The sequence below is a fragment of the Kothea flammea genome (assembly GCF_052161645.1).
GTDB lineage: Bacteria > Planctomycetota > Planctomycetia > Pirellulales > Pirellulaceae > Laterigemmans.
In genome coordinates this window covers 450,203-470,367 of sequence record NZ_CP197414.1, presented here as the reverse complement: position 1 = coordinate 470,367, position 20,165 = coordinate 450,203, and the positions used below count along the sequence as shown (strand labels likewise).

14 protein-coding genes are annotated in these 20,165 nt (G+C 57.8%); 2 read left to right on the top strand and 12 right to left on the bottom strand.

From position 1 onward, the window contains the following. Positions 1 to 84: 84 nt before the first annotated feature. The 4 genes from SH139x_RS01650 to SH139x_RS01635 form a co-directional block, all read right to left on the bottom strand. Complete coding sequence (locus tag SH139x_RS01650; protein WP_488353552.1) at positions 85 to 1,806, bottom strand: serine/threonine-protein kinase; 1,722 nt, start codon at positions 1,804 to 1,806, stop codon at positions 85 to 87. A 173-nt stretch (positions 1,807 to 1,979) separates the two neighbouring features. After that, positions 1,980 to 2,585: an RNA polymerase sigma factor gene (locus tag SH139x_RS01645; protein WP_488353551.1), complete on the bottom strand. Its 606-nt coding sequence runs from the start codon at positions 2,583 to 2,585 to the stop codon at positions 1,980 to 1,982. 30 nt (positions 2,586 to 2,615) lie between these two features. Then, the gene (locus SH139x_RS01640) at positions 2,616 to 3,977 is read right to left on the bottom strand and encodes a tetratricopeptide repeat protein (protein WP_488353550.1); all 1,362 of its coding nucleotides are present in this window, start codon (positions 3,975 to 3,977) and stop codon (positions 2,616 to 2,618) included. 124 nt (positions 3,978 to 4,101) lie between these two features. Then, on the bottom strand, positions 4,102 to 5,673 hold the full coding sequence (locus SH139x_RS01635) for a sigma-70 family RNA polymerase sigma factor (protein WP_488353549.1): 1,572 nt from the start codon (positions 5,671 to 5,673) through the stop codon (positions 4,102 to 4,104). A gap of 681 nt (positions 5,674 to 6,354) precedes the next feature. Between SH139x_RS01635 and SH139x_RS01630 the strand changes: the two genes are divergently transcribed. Then, the gene (locus SH139x_RS01630; protein WP_488353548.1) at positions 6,355 to 6,900 is read left to right on the top strand and encodes a hypothetical protein; all 546 of its coding nucleotides are present in this window, start codon (positions 6,355 to 6,357) and stop codon (positions 6,898 to 6,900) included. 20 nt (positions 6,901 to 6,920) lie between these two features. Here the strand turns inward: SH139x_RS01630 and SH139x_RS01625 are convergent, their stop codons facing one another. The 7 genes from SH139x_RS01625 to SH139x_RS01595 all read right to left on the bottom strand — a co-directional run bounded on the left by SH139x_RS01625 (position 6,921) and on the right by SH139x_RS01595 (position 16,953). Next, positions 6,921 to 8,243, bottom strand: coding sequence for a hypothetical protein (locus SH139x_RS01625; protein WP_488353547.1), 1,323 nt, complete (start codon positions 8,241 to 8,243; stop codon positions 6,921 to 6,923). 78 nt (positions 8,244 to 8,321) lie between these two features. Then, entirely contained in the window at positions 8,322 to 9,101 is a 780-nt protein-coding gene (locus SH139x_RS01620; RefSeq protein WP_488353546.1) for a class I SAM-dependent methyltransferase, read from the bottom strand. Positions 9,102 to 9,116: 15 nt separating this feature from the next. Further along, the gene (locus tag SH139x_RS01615) at positions 9,117 to 9,647 is read right to left on the bottom strand and encodes a DinB family protein (protein WP_488356137.1); all 531 of its coding nucleotides are present in this window, start codon (positions 9,645 to 9,647) and stop codon (positions 9,117 to 9,119) included. A gap of 246 nt (positions 9,648 to 9,893) precedes the next feature. Continuing rightward, complete coding sequence (locus SH139x_RS01610; RefSeq protein ID WP_488353545.1) at positions 9,894 to 11,810, bottom strand: adenylate/guanylate cyclase domain-containing protein; 1,917 nt, start codon at positions 11,808 to 11,810, stop codon at positions 9,894 to 9,896. Between the two features lie 27 nt (positions 11,811 to 11,837). Continuing rightward, a complete protein-coding gene (locus SH139x_RS01605) occupies positions 11,838 to 12,221 on the bottom strand; it encodes a diacylglycerol kinase (protein ID WP_488353544.1) in 384 nt (127 codons plus the stop codon). Positions 12,222 to 12,226: 5 nt separating this feature from the next. Beyond that, positions 12,227 to 15,355 carry an LPS-assembly protein LptD gene (locus SH139x_RS01600; protein WP_488353543.1) on the bottom strand — a complete coding sequence of 1,043 codons (3,129 nt, stop codon included), beginning with the start codon at positions 15,353 to 15,355 and terminating at the stop codon, positions 12,227 to 12,229. Positions 15,356 to 15,474: 119 nt separating this feature from the next. Then, positions 15,475 to 16,953, bottom strand: a complete 1,479-nt coding sequence (locus tag SH139x_RS01595; RefSeq protein ID WP_488353542.1) for a hypothetical protein — start codon at positions 16,951 to 16,953, stop codon at positions 15,475 to 15,477. Between the two features lie 60 nt (positions 16,954 to 17,013). Between SH139x_RS01595 and SH139x_RS01590 the strand changes: the two genes are divergently transcribed. Further along, the gene (locus SH139x_RS01590) at positions 17,014 to 19,413 is read left to right on the top strand and encodes an efflux RND transporter permease subunit (protein WP_488353541.1); all 2,400 of its coding nucleotides are present in this window, start codon (positions 17,014 to 17,016) and stop codon (positions 19,411 to 19,413) included. A gap of 165 nt (positions 19,414 to 19,578) precedes the next feature. Here SH139x_RS01590 and fae read toward each other — a convergent pair whose 3' ends face one another. Beyond that, positions 19,579 to 20,136 carry a formaldehyde-activating enzyme gene (fae, locus tag SH139x_RS01585; protein WP_488353540.1) on the bottom strand — a complete coding sequence of 186 codons (558 nt, stop codon included), beginning with the start codon at positions 20,134 to 20,136 and terminating at the stop codon, positions 19,579 to 19,581. Between the last annotated feature and the right edge of the window lie 29 nt (positions 20,137 to 20,165).

Below are 20,165 nucleotides of genomic sequence, written 5' to 3'. Positions count from 1 at the left end.
GAATAAGTCTATTGAGTAATAAGTACTGTCTTTTGCTGCGGGAAAGCGGTGTCTGCTGAAACTTTCGCGGAGCGAAAGGCGCCTTTAAAAGTCGACTGGGACGAATGGATTTTCAGGCGCTGTCTCGATCTCGAAAGGGTTCTTTTCCAAAATGCGTGTTGCCAACACACGCACATCATCCTCGCCCGTTTTGGCCAATTGCTCGAGCCAGGGAATTGCCTCCGGTGGGACCTCGCCGGCCGATAATTTGCCCAGCCGTTCTAGCCAGTACACAAGCCGCTCGCTCAATTTCAAATCGGCGAGCAGACTCAAGCGGTCCAAGGCATCCAGCGGTCCCTGCCGAAGCTGGGCATCCGGCTCCCGCGGCGGCAGCAATTCGGGCTCTGGCTGTGCTAAATCCTCAGCAGCAGTCACCACCGCTGACGAATCGGCCGCCGCGCCCCGATCGCTAACTTTCCAGTCACCAACTTCCCGCGAGCCACTCCACCACCAGATCCCGGCAACAGCTGCCACGAGCGGAAATAAAACGAGGAGCCATGTCAGGAACAAGCGGTAAACAATCGCCTTTCGCTCCGCGAAAGTCTCAGCAAACGCCGCTTTGCCGAATCTAAAGACGCCATCTTTTTCCTCTAGCAACTGGGCGAACAGCTTGGCCAGTTGCTCCGCATTAACTCGACGGTCCTGCGGCTGCTTGACCAACATCAACGCCACCAGTTGATCAAACCACACAGGCAAATCGGCACGCAACTGGCTGGCCGGTGCGTAATCGACTTGAGTGATTTTCAGCAGCGTGGCAAATTGGTTTTCGGTGGCAAAGGGGGAGACTCCGGTGGCTAACCAATAGAGCAAGCTGCCCAGCGAAAAGAGGTCGCTCCGCGTGTCAACGGCGAGTCCACTGGCTTGCTCAGGAGACATGAACTGCGGCGTGCCATGCAAGGCACCCGAGAGTGTCATGCCTTCCTCATTCAAGGCCCGCGCCAACCCAAAGTCGGCCAAAACAACTTGGTCCAACCCGTTTAGCAATAGAATGTTTGATGGTTTAAGATCGCGGTGGACCATCTCACGCGCGTGAGCGGCCGCCAACCCCAGCGAGACTTGTCGCGCGACGCTTAAAATCTCCTCAATGGTGAATGCATGCGAGCCGCTGCGATTCGCTGGCTGCTGCTCCACGCGTTGGTTGACTAGCTCGACCAGCGAACCCTGTTCAATCAACGGCATCACCACGTAAGGACGCTTGCTCCAGACACCGACATGCAGAATGGGGATAATGTGTGAGTCACTGAGTGATGCTGCCAGCCGCGCTTCGCGAATGAATCGCTCTTGGGCCATGGCTTGAGTGGCCAGTTCGGGTCGCAACGTCTTGATCGCAACAGTTCTTTGCAGCGACGTATCAAACGCTCGCAGCACTAATCCCATACCGCCAATACCGAGCACACCGAGCACGTCGTAATGCTCAACTCTGCCCATCGCGCCGGCGGTCTCAGTGGGTGATAACCAATGACGCAGATCTGGCCCCGGATCAAATTGGGAAGCTAATTGAGAGCGCGACGCGGACGTTTCGAACATGAAATCAGCGCGCGTGTCGAGGCTTTCCGCGGCCGCCAGCCAATAGTCGGGCGCGGCGGCCAGTCGTTCGAGCGATTGTCGACAGAACTGGCAATGATCGAGATGCTGCTCGAGCGCGTCGAACTGGGGCGTCTCCCCTGCTTGTTCTTCCCCTGCTAAATCGAGATATCGCTCCAGCAGTTGAAGATCACAGATGTTCACGTCGCCGCGATTCGCCGGAGATCGATTTTGCTGCGACATCAAACGTAAACTGCCAAGGATTCAACGACTATGGACTTTCGTAAAGTGAAAGGCGACTCTGCCGCAGTCTTGTACGAACCAGCATCCAAATTCTGACAGGCTTTTTTTGAAATCGCGGAAAAAACGTCCGGGAACATTTTTCGGCTACGTGCTTCGCCGCTTCATTTGCGTCTTCATTCGCCGCTTTCAAGACGCTGCAGAAGAGTTGTCTCTTGGCGGAGTCGGCGCATCACGCGACTGCGAGCCGCGTAGACACTGCCCACGCGCTGGTTCAGCTCATCAGCCACCTGCTCGATCGATCGACCCTCGACGGTCGACAACCAAAAGGCTTGCCAAGTGCTCGGAGAAAACTCGCCCTGAATGGTGCGAGCGGCGGAGCGGAAGAGTTCTTTTTGATACTCGCGTTCCAGCAGTTCGGCGTCGCAATGACTCGCCTCGATCTGCTCCAAGTGCCACTGCTCGGCCGAATCGCCCGAGCCATGCTCGACCCGCTTGCGCCTGAGAAGATCAATCACCGCGTTGCGAGTGACGGTTGCCAGCCAAGTACGAAAACTGGCAATGTTGGGGTCATGGGGGCGGCGATTCAGCGTCTGACCAACCGAAACCAGCACCTGTTGCGTGACATCCCGCGCATCGGCATCCTGCAAACCTCTGAGCCGAGCGGTGCGATAAATCACTGGCTCGTACAAGTTCACAAATTCTTCCCACGCCGCCTGATCTGCCAAATCGCCGATGCGAACCAGCAAGCTCAAACGAGTCTCGGGAGCGGGAAAATTCATGCAAGAAAACTAACGCAAAGAAAAGTCGAGCTACTCCTTCACCACCATGCCAGCCAGCTCCGCGGCGACAGCATCGATCACCGGCCCCCAATCCCCCACGCTTGATTGTCGCCACAAACGATGGTTTTGATACCAGGGCGTATGCTGGCCGGCCATTCCCCATCGCCAATCTGGAACCTTACCAAGCAACAACCAGGTGGGGATTCCCAACGCTCCGGCCAAATGACCGCAAGAAGTATCCGTCGTAATCACCAAATCAAGATTGGAAATGACCGCCGCGGTGTCTAAAAAAGCACCTCCAGATTGATCGATGTTGGCTGGCAAGCGGACCAGCCGCTGGCCCCAATCGGCCTGGTCAATCTGCTCACTCCCAACCCCGAACTGGAGACTCACCAAATCAACGTTTTCAATTGTAGCTAAGGGGCGAAGCGTTTCCAAACTGAGCGAACGATAAATATCGGCGTGATGGTCACGATTGCCCTGCCAACAAATTCCGACTTTCATGTTCGCCAAGCCACGCAGCCGACTCTGCCAATAGCCAACAAGATTCTCGGGCAGGGCAAGATAGGGCGTGCCGGCAATCGCGTCGCTCCCCTGCCAACTGCGATCGGCCACCTCCACCAACGAAGCATGGTAGTCCAGCGATCGCAATGAACCGCCCACCGGGACAATCTCGCCAACTTCGGCAAGACCGCTGAACAAGGGAACCAGCTTGGGCTCGCATCCTAAAATCACCTCGGCACCTTGCTGGCGAAGTGCGCCAATCATTCTGGCAAACTGAATCGCGTCCCCCAGCCCCTGCTCGGGATACACAAAGATCGTCTTGCCTGCGAGCGGCTGCCCTTCCCAGATCGGTTGCGGCAAGTTTGGTCGCCGCATGCCGGGCATCTGCCAGCGGTAACGATAGGCTGCCCAGCCCTCTTGAAAACGCCCCTGCAGCAGATAGATAACCCCCAAATTACGCTGCAACTCGGGGTCATCGGGAGTCAACTGCAAGGCTTGCCGGTACCACTCCAGTCCCCGCTCAATCTCGCCAGCCCAGACCCACAGCGTGCCGCGGTTCTTCAACGCGTTCGCATAATCGGGGCGCTGGTCCAAAGCGGTTTGAAACGCCTGATCGGCTTGCTCGACCTGCCCCACCATTCGCAACGCGTTGCCAAGGTTATTCCAAGCAATGGGAAAGCGATGTTGAATGGCGATCGCTTGCCGATACGACTCGATCGCCGCCGAGAATTGATGCTGATCGAACAGCACGATGCCCAGATAGACATGGGCGTTGGCATTGCGGGGAACTTTAGTCAGCAATTCGCGGTAACCGGCCTCGGCACCCGAGTAATTGCCTCGTTGATGATATTCCCAGAGCTTGGCCAGCACTTGATCGACGGTGGGCATAAAAATATCTCGTTCGCCAGGTAGCGGCCATCACAACGAAAAACAGCCGTGGTCCTGGGTCAAGACCACGGCTGTGCGTGACTAATTAAATCAATCCGCTCAAGAGCGGGCGACAAGCCCCAGATCAGTCGAGGAAGCCGACGAGATCTTGACTGCGACTCGGCTGTTGAAGCTTGCGAACCGCCTTCGCTTCAATTTGCCGAATCCGTTCCCGCGTCACTTTGAAAATGTGGCCGACCTCTTCCAAAGTGTAACTGTATCCATCGCCCAAACCGTAACGCAACTTGATGATTTCTCGTTCGCGATAGGAAAGGCTACGCAGGACGTTGTTAATTCGGTCGCGAAGCATCTCTTGAGCGGCGCCAATGGCTGGACTCTCTGCCGCTCCGTCGGGGAGCAAATCACCAAACTGACTATCTTCGCTGTTGCCGACCGGCCGATCAAGGCTGATTGGATAACGACTCATCGCCAACACGCGACGGGCTTCTTCGACCGTAGTCTCGGCTCGCCGTGCGGTTTCTTCGATCGTCGGTTCGCGGCCCAGTTCCTGCAGCAGCTGACGAGCCACATTGCGGACCCGGCTCATGGTTTCGACCATGTGCACGGGAATCCGAATGGTGCGGCTTTGATCGGCCACGGCACGCGTGATCGCTTGGCGAATCCACCAAGTGGCATACGTGCAAAACTTAAAGCCACGGCGATACTCGAACTTATCAACCGCTCGCATCAAACCGGCGTTCCCTTCTTGGATCAAATCCAAGAATGACAAGCCGCGGTTACGATACTTTTTGGCGATCGAAACCACCAGCCGCAAGTTGCCTTCGCTGAGTTCGCGTTTCGCTTGCTGATAGCGTGAGTAAACCGACTTGAGTACCATCACGCGTTGGTGCAAGCTGACCGGTGTCTCCTGGCAAGCAGTCAAAATCTGCCGACGTTCGGAAAGCAATCGCTCACGGAAATCGAGCCCCTGTTTGCTGCCCGCGTGAGCGGCCAGGAGGGCGTCAATCTCGCCAACTCTGGCGTCAAATTTTTCCAGCGTGCTAATGCGAGTCTCAATCCGCTGGGTCCGCAAACCGAGTTCTTCGATCAGGCGGACGGCGCGGCGGCGACGACGTGCCAAGGAGCGCCAAGCTTCGGCCCGCCGAGTCGGATCGGTGGAACGGCTGGTGGCGACCTTCCAGTCCAAACGATTGCGTCGCAGCAATATCCGCAGGGTCACCAAATTGTGTGGTAAGCGCCCCAGAATTTGCTCCTTCTCCAAATGATCGGTTACCGACACTTGAACGGTGCGATCGAACGGCAACTCACCACGATAAACCCGACATAATGTCTTATAGGCTTCGCGTAGCACGTAGTCGTTTTCGAGAAGTTTCGTGCGGAACCGCCGGCGGGTCTCTTCGATCCGCTTGGCCAGTTCGATCTCTTCCTTCCGAGTCAACAAAGGAATCTCACCCATTTGGGTCAGATACATGCGAACTGGATCATCAGACCAAGTTTCGCTCTCGTCAACATCGGCAAGCAAGTCGTCGGAACTCTCCAACTGGATGTCGCCATCCCCATCAGGTTCGGCGCCTATGCTCCGGCTGCTGTTCTCTTCATCGTCACTGTCATCCAGTGGCAATTTTTGAAAGCCAGCAGCAACCTCGGCTGCTTGTGGCACGTCATCTTCGAAATCATCCAATAAGGTTTCGTACAACTCAGAGCTCCTGTCCGTTTGCTTTCGCGAAAGACCCCCCGTCAAACTCGCTGTGTAGCGACAAGTTCAACATGGCGAAGTCAATACGTCTTTCAAGTTGCGGGCCTTCGCATGACGTCAGACGTCGAGTGGTTTGGCTCACTAATTCTACCACCCCTTTACGACCGCTAGGCCTCGATCGTCCAATTGGTAAAACTTTGCGATCAAGTAACATTTAAGGGGCGAGTGCAATGCCCTCAGAACAACCTAATTGAGACAACACGACCTCCTGCCGCGGTAACCCCTCCCTGATCTGATTCTTCCGATATCCTGAGCTTTGTCTCAACTTCTGGTCGCAACTGGATTCTGTGGTGAGCATGACCGCGGCGACACCCCGATCACGGGACGACAAATGATCAGCCGGCTTACCCATTCGTCCAATACAACGCACCCCCCCGCGGCGAGGCAAAATGGCAAAAAAATTTGCCGACTTTCCGGACGAATCAGCCCGCTATTTTTTGCTCTCGCAGCGTAGTGACTGCTGGCGGGAGAGCGATTGGACGTCGATTGCCTCGTCCCATAGGTAAATCTTAATCAACTGGCCGCGCCGGTCCAGTGTCTAAGATATTTCCTAGCACTTTATCGCTCTTACTTTCTCCGCCTCCACGCTCCGCTTTCGCTCTGCCCCAAAAGGTTTCCCATATGTTTCTCCTGCACTGCCCCAAAGGTCATGAACTCCCCGTCACGGCTTCGGCCGCCGGAAGTCAAGTCACATGCCCCACCTGCGGAGAAGAGCAAGCGGTGCCCAAGTTGGGAGAGTTAAGGAAATTACCTACGGCAAACCCTGAACCGACTGCGGGACGCACCCAGGGAACCACGTCCGATGCCGCGCGGCTCGTCTTCGCCCTGTTCATGTTTGGGGCAGTGGGCGCCGGAGCTTCAGCCGCTTTTGCCGCGTTTCGCTGGCAATCTTTCCCAGTGCCACCAACCAGCGAACAACATATCGCCAGCGACCGCAAAGATATCGCCGCTCTCAACCCGCTCGAACTGCTGAACGTCTGGGAGAGCTACGAAAAGATGGACCTCACCAGCCAAATTCCCTTTCCCTACCAACGCATGCAAAACCTTCGCGATCATTGGCAGAACGTGTGCCTGATTTCCAGCAGCATCGCGGGCGCCTGCCTGCTGGCCGCCAGCGGGGCTGTCATTTTTGGCCGCCGCAAATCGGCAACCGGACACTTGGGATAAGATCCCGCATCAGAAAGTCACTAGCCGCAATCTTTCCATGTCCACTGCGAACTCCAACGACGGCGAGTTCCCAGCCGCAGCAGACGACCATCAGAGCGTCGCACGACCACAAACGTCCGCTCGGCTAAACCACCTCCCTGAATCACGACCGCCTCCTCGCTGAACCATCCCAACCACTTCCGGGGCACGCCCAAACGCTGGAAAATCTCTGGTTGCTGCTCGGCAAACAGCTGACACCAGGGCTGATCGACGATCGCTTCGCCCGAAGAACCGCCCGCGTCACTCGGCGGCAGATTGTCCAACAACGGTTTCATGCCGCGACAAGACTGACACACCCCGTCGCGAATCACGCCCGGCACCACGGCCGCTTGGCACCACTGACACTGCGACATTAAATCTCGCGAACCGACTCGACCCGTCACCGCGCACCGCACTCCCTGGTCGATCGCAATCAACCTGCCGCTGACTTCACACCGGGTCAGCGCTTCGAGCATTAGCTCGCGTCCGCTCAACTCACAAACCGCCACCGCCTCGGCAACAGTCACGGTACCGTCGGCCAGCAATAAACAATGAAACGATTCCCGTCCAGATCGAGGACAACGGTACTGAGGCGGCTGCTGCAGCCCGGCGGAAAAATCCCGCGACCAGCCAGCAAACTGCAACTGGGCACTCACGCCGCCAGCGAACCGAAAAACAATCTTCCCAGCCGCCCAGTACGACCAAATCACGGCCACTTCCGACAACCGCCCCAGTGCATGGGCCCGCAGCCCAGCCTGAGCCACATCCACCCACGCTTCCATGGGCTGGCAATCCGCTTTCCGCAACCGACGCTCCATAGGCTGCACCGCCAATAACCCGCCGCGAACCACTTCCTGGGCTGCTAATTGGCAACCATCCGGACCAAAATAGTAATAATCCAGCTTGGCATCCGCGGCAGTTGTTGATTCCCGGGTTGTGGCCACCGCGGAATCAGAGGCTAAAAAGCCCAACCTCAAAGTGGCTCGGGGATCCAGCGTACAACCGGCCAGCAACACATGCCCACCACGGACTTGATAAGGCCCCAATAATTGACCCGCTATTTCATGAATGCATTTTGGCTCGCCCAGCGGAATGAATTCGCGAATGTTACCCGCCAGCGACGTGCTCGCGGCAATTGACGAAGCAATCTCCCCAACGCCGTCGACGGGCTCGGGCAAACGCCGCTCAGTAACCTGCTCGCTAGCGCGATCGTTAGCGCGATCGTTAGCGCGATCGTTAGCGCGATCGTTAGCTGAAGCCTGATCGTTAACGGAGGTGGGATTCGGTTGGGTCATACCATCGGCACCGATGGACGGAAGGGACATTGGCAGACAGTCGGGGGCAATCCCAAACAGTTGGGGAAAAGTCTGCCGGGGAACTGACTAAATAGCTTAATCGGCCATCTAGCTGCGCCGAAGCACATAAACAACATCTTCGCAGGTTCCATCCACCTCAATGGGCTGGTCAATATCGTAAGTAAAGTCATAAGCCTCCTCCACGACCCAGCCTCCAGCCGCTTTGATCATCCTCCGCAGCTCGCGATCCGTGTACGATCGCAGCACCAACACGTCATTGATGCGAAATTGTCTCAGTGGTGTGTGGACATCAAACTGAATGCCAAACCGCTCAACTCGCCCCGGCACATCCCGCTCAATCGTCCACATGTGGGTGTTGACGGCCAAATTACCTCGCCGGGCTGACCACGACTCCGTTTCGCTGGGGTTGGCTTCGGTCGGCCGAATATGGATCCCCAGCAGGTACAGACCACCGACTCGCACCGCCGCGGCCATTGCCCGCAAATGACTGCGGGCCGCCCGCTCACTGTCCAAGTGACGAAAGCTGTTAATCGTGTTGAAGGCTAGATCCCAAGGCTGAGAGACCTCAAACTTCGCCATGTCGGCCACAAAACCGCAAGGCTCCAATCCGTGCTTGAGCATCCGCGCGTTGCAGAAATCGATCGCCTTGGGATTCAAATCGAGGCCGCCAACCTCGTATCCTTGTCTGGCTAACCGAAACAACAACCGGCCGGTCCCACAAGCGGGTTCAAAGAAACGAGTCGCCTCGCCTTGCATGAACCGCCGATTACAGCCCTCGATAAATTTCAGCTCAGCCGCACAGTCGGCCCCAAACACCAAGTCATAATACTTGGGGTGATCATAAATACTCTCATCCACAACTTCCATCAAACGCATTCCCCGTTATCGAATCGATTCCAGTCCCAAGCCGCGCCGCAAGACGCCAATCTGTCCGGCGTGCAGCTGTTCATGCAGCGGACAAAACAACACCGCGCCGAGCTTGTTCGGATACACCGCATAGGGCATCTCCACCGGCTCGAGAAAATGTTCCGCAGCCGTCGCGGTTAACTCGCCAACGGCCGCCTCATGAATGGTCTGCATCCGCTCCAGCAACTCTGCCGGCGAAGGCTGTTGGCTGGGATCGGCCAGCGGCGAACCGCCCCGCCCGTAACGCTTGCGAAAACGCCCCGGCACCAAATCCAAGTCCTCGGGGCTTCGACCACGTTGCCGAAACATCAACAGCCCGTACTGGCTGACGGCCAAATGCCCAACTTGCCAAGCCACGTTGCTGTGCCCACCAGCTGGTATCTCAAACCACAGTTCCTCAGGAGTCGCTGCTAACAACTCCAACACATAACTGCGGGCGAATTCGATTTGACCAAGTGCCACTCGTAAAGTTTCCGCCACCGCCGCCCCGTCCGCCGGTGGCTGAATTGTCGGATTGCTCACTGCGCTCGCTCTCCAGTTTTTGCAGTTGTACAGGAATCAAGCCAGCGGCCAAGCATACGTAAGGAACAGGCTGAGCAGAAGGGAAGCGCGCTCCAGAAGGGAAACGCGGGGCTAACACCAGATTGCCTGAGAGATATCTGTCGCTAGCTGGAAGATATCTCTCATCCACTGATAGATATCTGTCAGCGACCTGCTGGGGAGTTGTTCGTGAGCAAGTTGATTGCGCAGCAGTCATTTGCTGGGCAGCTGAATAACCCCGTCCCAATCATCGGGCGGCACACGGCCGTGACTGGCAATGTAGACGGTGAGAAAATCTTTAGCCCGATCCCCCGGCGGCACCTCGTGCAACAGCCGAAAAGCATCCTCCCAGTTACCTTCGAGAACTTGCTCCAAGGCGGCTTCGTAGGCGGCAATCCCAGCATCACTCAAGTTGGCATCCCCGCCGGCGGGATCTTTTGGGCTCGCGGGATCTTTTGGGCTGGCGGGATCTTTTGGGCTGGCAGGCGCTATCTTGCCGATGGGCGAGGTAGCTGGCGGCAGCAATTGGTGAACCATCAGCGGCGTACGAATTCCCACCGGTCGCACGCGAGCCAAGCGGCGGACACGAGCCACGCTGCTGGGCAAATGCCCCTTGACGTACTGGGCGGTCGGTTCGTCGATGAGGATCTCGGCCGAGAACAACTTGGTCATCCCCTCCAGCCGACTGGCAAGGTTCACGACGGGCCCAAAGGCAGTCACTTTGACTTGGTCGGCCGTACCGATGCGACCCGCCACCGCCCGTCCACAGGCAACTCCGATACCGCAACGAAAGCGTCCCAGCGGTCCACTTTCCTGGGCTCCCTGACGGCGAAAGTCGGCCAAGATATCGAGCGCCGTGCGACACGCTCTCCCCGCCGCATCCTCTTGTGCCAACGGCCAACCCCAAAAGCCCATCGCGGCATCGCCGTGGAAATCACCGATCACGCCATCTTGCTGGAGGATATTGCGAGTCATGATCCCCAACGCGCCGCTGACGCGCTGCAACAGTTCCATCAGCTGCTCTCCCTGCTCTTCACTCCGCCGCGAAAAACCTCGCAAGTCGCAAAACAAGGTGGCGATCTCCGCCTCGCGGGGGCGCAGCACTTCAATCGGATCACGCCCGGCCAAAGCCTCCATCACAACCGGTGCAAAGAACCGACTGAGCCCGGCTTGCCGCTGCTGCAAGGCTCGCATTTTTCTGAGGTTTCCCAAGGTGGCGGCGACAATCTCCGCGAATTTCACATCGTCCTGCAGTTCTTGCGGCGGTTCCTGGGCGGTCGGTTCCAGTGACATCCCGGCTTCCGCACCCAGTTGCCCGGTGGCGTATAGAATCCAACCGCCACCATTCTCGACTCGCACCGGCACGGCAAAAGCCCAGTCCACATTCTCACTGGCTGTGTAACCACCATTGCCGATGTCGCCGCGGCGCATGCCTCGTCCCCACAAGTGCAACACGCTCTCGCCACCACGCACGGCTCGTCGCGCCAAACCGCCGCTGGGCCGCGGCGCCTCGTTGGTGGGAAGACGACAATCGTAGTGCAGCACTTCGACAGCCTGGCTGGAACTCTCCTGGCTGGAACTTGCCTGTTTCGCTAAATCACGGATACAAAGAATGGCCACTGCCGAAGCGGCCGGGATCGCTTGCAACAAGACGCCAGTCACTCGCACCAACAGTTCGCTGTCGCTGACACTGCTGGTGATCAACTCGGGCAACCGGCTGAGCACCTCGATGCGGCTGGCCGCGTCGCGAAAGCCTCGCGAGCGTAGCAACCCGGGGGCGAAGGCGTGCTGGGTGACACCATTGTCCAGCTCCGATGAATCGGCCACTTCGGGGCGCTGGGCAAGTGTGAAGGTGGTCCGTCCAATCACAAAGTGTTCACCGGCACTCAAGGTAAACTGATCGCGACGGGAACCGCGAAAGAAAATCGGGTTCCGCGCGTTAGGCAACTTTTGAACTTCCACGCGATCGCTATCGAGGGTCCGCACTTCGGCGTGCAAACGGGAAATGCGATCGTCCCAATCGACCTGCCAATGCTCGGGGGAACGCCCAATGATAAACGACTCTCCGCTGGCCAATGATCTTCGCCAGCGTTGGTCGGACTCGGCTCCCTGAGCAATTAAATCGGCCATCAGATTCCTAACATGACATTCCTGACATCACAGTTCGACAACTAGCTGCTGCCAAGCCGCCCCGCCGAGAATGATGACACCGACGACCGCCGCTCCGACCGCCACAACCAGCACGGCGGCAGCCGCCACGTCCAGCGCCCGCCCGATCGCTTCGTCATGCTGGGGATGCAAGCGGGCTGCCAAAATCTCAATCGCGGTGTTCAACAACTCGGCCATGATCACCACGGCAACACATAAGATCAAGATGCAGTAAGCGAGCCACGAGACGCCCAGCAACAGCCCCAGCACCAACACCGCCACGGCCATCGGCACATGCACCCACAAACTGCCCTGGCTGGCCACGGCGAATCGGCAGCCACGAAACGCGTGGCCAAACTTGGCTATCCAGCTTCGCAAACGCTGACCTCGCATGCCGCCTACTCCAAACCTTCGACCCCTGGGGGCGGTATCAACTGACCACCGAGCTGGCCAATCCCACCCCTGCGTCCAGGCCAAAACCGCGGCTCGAGCGCAAATTGAAAGCCCACGTTATCGCGTCCCGCATCGACGGTAATCCCCATCCGCAGCAGCAATGATTCGCCAATTCGCGTCAAAGCAAACTGCTGGCCGACGTTCCCAACCTCTCCCAAATCGAACGTGGCACCGGCCGAGGTGATCCACTTTTCATTCAACCGATAGTCTAACTGACCCCGCAACACCGTGCTGCTGATCGGTCCCTCTAAGGACATAATCCCCACATACACATCACCCAGCCCGGGACGACTGCTGGCGACTCCCGCGCTGACACTGCGGAGCCCATCCTCGAACCAATCAACGTAACCATCGCTGAGCAGAGCCACGCGATCGCCAAGGTGATAACGGAAATCATAACGCGTGGGTCCCACGGTTTCATCAAAGTTATCACTCTCCTCATCAAAGAATAACGACGTGCTGACGTCGAAACGAACCAGATCGACAATTCGTTCACGTCCCGGCAACCCCCGCTTGGTTTGCAAGCGCTGGTGCAAGCCCAACCGCGCCTGCCACATATCATCGGCAATTTCATTACTCGGCGTGGTTACGTGCCGCTGTAAACCATTGCGAAACGCATAGGTCCGCGGATCGTACTGAGGAGGCAACGGCAAGCCACCAAACGTGTTGAAGATCAGCCGCCGGCGAAACTGTTCCTGGGCATCATCATCCAGCGGATTATAAAGTGGCAGCTCGTCTAAATTAGCACTCGAGTCGGCGTAAAATAATTCACTCCGCAGTTCGACCTTATGGGCCAAACCGCGAATGTTTAGCAAACTACTTTCCACGGTTGGATACAGCCGCCAAGCTGGCAAGCTGCCGCGAATACCGGCTTGCCCCACCAAGCGTGTTAAATCATCGCCGTCGGCCGCTGCCCCCCAGTAACCCGCTTCGCCCGAGACAAAAGGAGTCAACTTGAAAACCCCCAACTCAAACGGAGCGGAAAGTTCCTGGCGAGAAAAAGCGACCAAACCCTCCCGCTCCAACTCGCCCGGCAAAGGTGTAAACTTAGGCAGCTCAATTGGATTCTCAGGCGGATTGGCGACCTCTAGTTTGTTATATCCCACGCGATTGTGGGCTGACCAATTGACGCGATCGCCAAACCAAGAAGAGCCAATGTTGTAATGGTCCAACTGAGGCAACCGGTTCGTCTCGGTATGAAATTCATTCAGCCGCACCGCAGCGTGCAGATCGATCATGTTATTGAGATAATATTTACGGAATCGCAACTCCGTATCATGATCTTTGTGTTGATCCCACTCGTTCTCTAAATACTGTTCGAGAAAGTTACGATCGCTCAGCAAACCCACTTCAGCGATCAGCTCGGTGTTGCCTGGCAAATAATGACGGTGGCGCATCAGAAAACGGCCCCGCAAGTCCTCTTCGGGGACCAAATCACGACGATCGCTGCCGAGCGTATCCAATCCCGAATCACTGATCGCCCAGGCATCGGCAAAACCAGTGATTGGCCCGGGAATTCCCCAAGCGCCCGGCACGCCATAGGTGAAATTACTCCCTAGGGCTGGCCCCCGTTCGCTGAGATAATCGGTCGACAAAGTCCAATCGACACCATCCGGCGGCGCGTCGACTCCGAATAGCTGGAAGACATCAAAGTCGGCCATCACCTGAGTGCCGAAGATGCTATCGTTTTTAATCTTCAAGCCAGTCAGATAGAAACTGCTCTTCTCCAAATTGCTGGAAAAGACCGGCCAGTATAAGACCGGAAAACCGCCCAAGTAGATGGTGTTGCCGGCGCTGCTGACCGAACGCGCACTCTCCACGCGATTACGTCCCGTCAATGGGTCATATCGAGTGACTGGCGTCTCGCGAAATTCAACTTGGTCACTTTGCAACCAATAGCGTGGCACTCCCAAGCGAGAGCTGGTGACAGCAGCACCAAAGGCTACGAATTGACCGCTGGCCACCTGCTGCAAAACATCCGCTTTTAAACGCACGTAACCATCAAACTGAGGAACCGAAGAAATCGCTTCGGCCTCCAAGATCATGCCGTAACGTTGCTTGATGTTATAATACATCCGCTCGGCATAAATCACGCGGTCACCTTGCCGAAAGACAATATCACCTTCCAGGTACAGCTCTCCGTCCGCTTGATCCAGCGAAGAACCACCACTCAGCAACCCACTCGACGCCGGCAACCAGCCCACGATTGTGTCGGCCGACAACGAGATCGTACCCAGTTCAAATAGGGAACCATCTTGCATCGCCGCGCTGACGTCGCGGACCAAGACGGTTGCTCCACCACGGAGCACGACGGCCGTTTCGCCCGTCTCCGGCAAAGGTCGCGTCAGCAATTGCGAGGGACTCCCCCCGCCCCGCGACATGAATTCAATACTTTGATCGCCACCAACGATGAACTGCATCCCGGTATCTCCCAAGCCCCGCTCCATTTCCGGAGGCGTGTCGATCGGCATCGCCGGCGGCAGCCTGGAAGGAACTCCCGGAGGAATCGCTTCATATTGGGCCTGCTCGATTTGGCCATCAGCCGAAATTTCCCAGGCGTTCGCCTGATCAACCTCGGCGATCGCCGGCAGCGTGGCGGCTAACCATTCAATCTCAACAGGAACCGGCTCGGGACGGCCGCGATAGCGAGGGGCCGAGAATAAGGGTTCGGTGGCCAACTCGAGCTGCGTGTGCAACGGTTGGCCATCCTGGTTTTCGACCAAGATCGCCACCCGAATCGGCTCGCCCGGCTGACGCTGCACGACCGCCAGAATCCGCTCGCCCGAGCGTCTCTGCGCTCCATGCTGCAGCTGGCATTCGCCTTCAAAAACGTAAGCCTGACGTCCTTGGGAATCGCCAAATCGCCAAACTACATCGCCGCTTAATCGCAACACGTCCCCGCGTTCAGGCGACTCGTCGCCGTGGGACCAAGAGAGCCCCAGCATCAATGCCGCAAAGATGGCTGCGAACAGCGCACCGACAAACCGGGAGCGGTCGCGGCGGAGCATGCCGCTGCGGCGTCGATCGGTTATCATACGTTGCCTGGTCAACTCCACCCCGCTACCGGCATCCATGCACGGTATTCAAAGGCGCCGTTCAGTTAAAATAGCGGCGGAGTATAGAAAGCGGTTGGCTTTCGTCACAACAGCAACTGGGTAACTTTACTTTCCCCAAAGCACGCAATTTCAGCCAGTCACTCCGGGCTACCACGGCTTTCCCGACGGGTGCCGACTAATAACTGCCCACCTGCCAAAGTCAAAACCATCGGCATCAGCGGCGACCGCATGCGAATGTTGCTCCAATAGACCGCGTGCACGGCCGTTAGGGCGGCGGCGAACAAAATTGCCGTGATGATGGGGGCGGAAAAAATGCTGCCGCCAGCTCGATACAGCCCCCAAGCGGTGGCCGCCAAGATCGCCGAGTAATACCCCCCCAGCAACCAGCTTAGCAAACCCACACGATCGCCAACTCGCGGGATTGGCGACCATAGACGAGCGACGCGGACCAACGAAGCATAAAAAAACATCCCCGGGGATTGCCAAATCGTCTCCTTCGCCCACTCGCTGGCCAACCGATCCTGAGCAAGCTCCGGGTCTGATTTTTTCGTATAGTCGAAGGCCGCCGAGTCCGCTCTGTCGGTTTGAGCCCGCTGGGCTGCCAACTGGCGGAGCTTCGCGGCCCATTGGTCGTGGAAGGCGTCGGCCGGCCAAGCTTTCCCCCACCAAGCTGCTTGGCGAAACGAAGTGTTGCGCAGGTAAGTATAGAATTCCGGGTTATTTCCCAGCAGCAAGGTGTAACCGCCGTGCGAAGTGGCCCACACCGGCTGCCCCAACTGGCGATCGTTGCGCAGCGTCCAACTGCTCACCGTGACAACTAACGGCAACAACACCATGCAGACAACTCCAGCAGCCCGAGTCATTGCGCCCCCTTTGCCGATATTTCTGCCAATCTCCCTGCCGATCAACCACAGCACCAGCAACACCGCCCAGACAATAAACACGGGGCGGCAAAGAAAACCGGCTGCCAACAAAAGGCCGACAATGAACCAGCGACCGCCAGCTCGACCAACAAGATTCCCGGCCTCTGGATTCCCGGCACCAGTATTCGCCCAGCAAATTGCCAGCCACGTTGCCACGGCCAACAGCGTGGCCAGGGTTTCGGTCATAACTTGGGTAGACTGCGTCAGCAGCAGCGGATCGATGGTCACCAGCGTGGCGGCCAACCAGGCAATCGGGCGATTCGGCTGCTGTGGCTGGCGGGAGGAGTCTTGGCTGCGGGGCCAATATTGGCAGACGAAGGCAAACACCAGCATCGCGGTCAAGGCCCCCAGCAGCGAGTGCAGCCCGGCAACCGCAGCCGCGGACAGTTGGCCATCACGGACAAGCCAAGATAACAGCCAGGGATAGAGGGGAGGACGAAAAGCAGTCGGGTCGACGTTGCCGCCCTCCCCTGGTATGCCAAATGTACCGTGCTGAGCTAACGTCTCAGCAATCAAGCGATAGGAGTCAGGATCGTCGCTGAAATCCCCGAAAGGCCCATAGCCAGCCAGGGAAACTAACAGTAAGAGTCCGCGAACCAACAGCGCGGCACCACCCACGACGACGAGCAGTGGCCAAGCGCGGAGATTTTGCTCGACACTTTGGCCAGCGTCTTGGTCGATGGGATGCTGCATGGCTGGGCAGTTGAGTGAATTCAGTTCCGAGGAGTCAAAGACCACAAACGTCGCACCATTATGCCTCAGTCCACGAGTTTATCTTACCGAGTCGCCAGTTTTTTAATTACCTGGCGATATGGCCTCGCGGTGCTGGCCGGCTTACTGCTGCTGTTGGCTTGGCCGCTGGCCAACCGGCTGGAGTTTGACCGCCGGATTGAGCAGATGTTTCCGGCCAGTGATCCGGCGGTGGCGGCCTTCGAGTTGATGCGTGAGGAGTTTGGTGGCAACGCGGTGGCGATGATGGTTTATCACGACCGTCAGTTAATGAGCCGAGAGGGACTGGCCCGAGTCAGCAAATTAGCGGAGGAGACGGCGGAAATTCCCGGGGTGCTGGGAGTTTTATCGCTCGCTCAAGTCAACGACGCCTTGTCAAGAGCCATGCCGGGGCGATTTCTCGGCTTTTCCGACGTCCCGGCCATCCTCGAAGATGGCCCGCTGCCCAGTGGATTTCGCGATCTCTTTGCCGGATACACGCACGACACGGAGGATCAACTGGCGGCCGTGGTGGCGATTCTAGAGCCGAGCCGTCCGGAGTTGCACGCTGAGGCGATTGCCGCGATGCGAACTGTGGCCAGCCGACTGCCGGCCGCTCAACAGCCGGTGGCTCTGGTCGGTGAACCGGTATTGGTCTCGGAGGGTTTTTCGCTGGTCGATGCGGATGGCCGCCGTTTGGCAACCACCACAATTTGGCTGCTGGGGATCACCACGTTATTCATGTTTCGCAGTCCCCGCTGGGTGCTGGCCGAATTGGCTGTGATTGTGTGGTCGGTTCAATTGACGCGAGCGGCTTCGAGCGTGCTGGGGCTGCAGTTGACGATGGTCTCTTCGATGTTAACGGCGATTGTCACGGTGATCGCGGTCGCATCGGTGATTCACATCGGAGTCGGCTTTGCCACGCGGAGGATTCGCGGCGACTCGCAGCGAGAAGCCACGCTGCGGACGCTAGCCATGGTGCTGCCGCCAATCTTTTGGGCTTGCGCGACCGATGCCGCCGGTTTCTTTGCGCTGACGATTTCCGAGGTCGGTCCGGTCCGCGATTTTGGCTTGATGATGACCCTCGGCACCGGCATGGTGTTGGTTGCGCTAGTGTTGTTGCTGCCCTTCTGGATGATGATTCCCGTCCGCCGGTTTCACACGCGACTCGCACCCGGAGATCGCTGGATTCGCCGCCACTTAGTGCGGATGGTGATCGCGCTCAGCGGGCACCGACGAGCGGTCGGGATCACGGTATTGATACTTTCGCTGCTGACGGGCTTGGGGCTGAATCGTCTCCGCACGGAAACCAACTTCATTCGCAACTTTCGCGCATCGAGCGAACTGGCGCAAGCCTACGCCATGGTGGAAACGGAGTTCGGCGGCGCGGGCGTTTGGGATATTGTGCTGCCGGCCCCTCAGCGGCTGACGACGGAATATCTCAGCAGCGTGCGATTCCTGGAGGCAAAGCTCCGCCAAATTCGCGTCACGGCTAACGGCCGAACACCCCAACCAAACGAGCTGCCGCCAAATGAACTGCCGCCAAATGAACTGCCGCCAAATGAGCCGCAGGCGGGAGCGGGAAATGCCGCATCGATTGGTTTAACCAAAGTGCTCAGCATGGCGGATGCGGACGCCACGGCGGCCAGCTCGCCGCTGCTGGCGATCGCTTCTCCCGAAGTGCGGATTGCCGGCATGCGAGCCGCCATGCCGGCCTTTTCCGATGCACTGCTGACACCTCGGCAAGCCGACCAGCCACGCTTTCTGCGGATCATGCTGCGGAGCCCGGAGCGGTTATCCTCAGCGGCCAAATTGGCATTGATTTCCGCGGTCAACCGGCAAGTCGAGCAACACACCAGCACGATGGCCTGGCGAGCGATGTTTGCCGAAGATCGCGAAGTTGCCGGGCAAGTCACTGGATACTATGTGTTGTTGGCCAGGTTGATTGAAAGCCTGTTAGCCGACCAGTGGATATGTTTGGCGCTGGCCGCGATGGCGGTCTTCGTGATGATCGCCATCGCCTTTCGTTCGCTCAGGTTAGCAGCGGTTTGCATGGTCCCCAACTTACTGCCAGTGCTGGCCGTGCTGGGAATGATGGGGTTGCTGGGCATCCGCGTGAACATGGGAGCGGCGATGATTGCGGCGGTCTCGATCGGGCTCACGATCGACGGCTCAATTCACTTTGCGGTCGGCTGCCGGGAAGCGCGGAGGCGTGGCAGTTCGCCCGCGCGAGCGGTGCTGCACGCCCAGCGTCGCGTGGGCATGCCGGTGTTGTTGGCAACGCTCGCGTTGGGGCTAGGCTTTAGCGTGCTGGCGACCAGCGCGTTCATACCAACCGTAACGTTTGGAGTCTTAGTGACCGCCGCCCTGCTCAGCGGCAGCGTCGCCAACTTAACGCTCCTGCCGCTGCTGTTAATCGAGCTACCCCCGTCAGCAAAACGCTGAATCATTGTAGAGCGATTGTCCTCAATCGCTTGCCGTTGCAGACAAACAGCCATTGTAGAGCGATTGTCCCCAATCGCTTGCCGGTGCAGACAAACAGTTGGGACAGCAGTTCTACAATGCGATTGTCCTCAACAACTTGCAGCTACCAACGGCGCAGCAGGCAAACTAACCCTTTGCCTGCTTGGCGTCCAAAGCTCGCTGATAGTACTTGTGAGTCACCTTGTCTTGGTTTTCCAATAGCCAGTCGATCGTCGGCTCGTTTTTCATCGCTTTGTGAATCGCTTGAGCCATCGCACGACGATGAATATCGAACAACGCTTCGTGATCGAGGTCCTTGTCTTCGGCCGCTCCGGGGTTCAACCAAACCGAGCAAATGATGCCTAAGTCATTTGCCTTCTCTTTTGGAATATCTCCAGCGCGCACGGCATCCAATACGCCGTTGGCAATTGCGCCTTGGACGGTACCCATCAGGATATTGGTGTAGGCGGAGCTCTTTACGGTAACTTTGCTGACCATCAACGTCACCGGCCGGACTTGGATATCGGTATCCATGATCGCGAAGACTTTGGAGTGCCCTGCGGATTGGTTGCCAGTCAACGTGGCAATGGCCGTGCCGACCGGACCATCCAGCTCACCGATCACCACCTCGGGTTCGGCCGCCGTAAAGGGAGGTCCGCCCGCAATGAGACATTCGCCGGTTCGCATGATGATTCTTTCGCTCATGATTCTCTCTGTCTGATAGGGATGTGAAA

Coding starts and splice junctions, on each gene's coding strand:
- SH139x_RS01625 (WP_488353547.1), bottom strand. CDS start 8,243: ATGTCCCTTCCGTCCATCGGTGCCGATGGTATGACCCAACCGAATCCC.
- SH139x_RS01605 (WP_488353544.1), bottom strand. CDS start 12,221: ATGCGAGGTCAGCGTTTGCGAAGCTGGATAGCCAAGTTTGGCCACGCG.
- SH139x_RS01620 (WP_488353546.1), bottom strand. CDS start 9,101: ATGGAAGTTGTGGATGAGAGTATTTATGATCACCCCAAGTATTATGAC.
- SH139x_RS01650 (WP_488353552.1), bottom strand. CDS start 1,806: ATGTCGCAGCAAAATCGATCTCCGGCGAATCGCGGCGACGTGAACATC.
- SH139x_RS01630 (WP_488353548.1), top strand. CDS start 6,355: ATGTTTCTCCTGCACTGCCCCAAAGGTCATGAACTCCCCGTCACGGCT.
- SH139x_RS01645 (WP_488353551.1), bottom strand. CDS start 2,585: ATGAATTTTCCCGCTCCCGAGACTCGTTTGAGCTTGCTGGTTCGCATC.
- SH139x_RS01595 (WP_488353542.1), bottom strand. CDS start 16,953: ATGCAGCATCCCATCGACCAAGACGCTGGCCAAAGTGTCGAGCAAAAT.
- SH139x_RS01610 (WP_488353545.1), bottom strand. CDS start 11,810: ATGGCCGATTTAATTGCTCAGGGAGCCGAGTCCGACCAACGCTGGCGA.
- SH139x_RS01590 (WP_488353541.1), top strand. CDS start 17,014: ATGCCTCAGTCCACGAGTTTATCTTACCGAGTCGCCAGTTTTTTAATT.
- fae (WP_488353540.1), bottom strand. CDS start 20,136: ATGAGCGAAAGAATCATCATGCGAACCGGCGAATGTCTCATTGCGGGC.
- SH139x_RS01640 (WP_488353550.1), bottom strand. CDS start 3,977: ATGCCCACCGTCGATCAAGTGCTGGCCAAGCTCTGGGAATATCATCAA.
- SH139x_RS01600 (WP_488353543.1), bottom strand. CDS start 15,355: ATGGATGCCGGTAGCGGGGTGGAGTTGACCAGGCAACGTATGATAACC.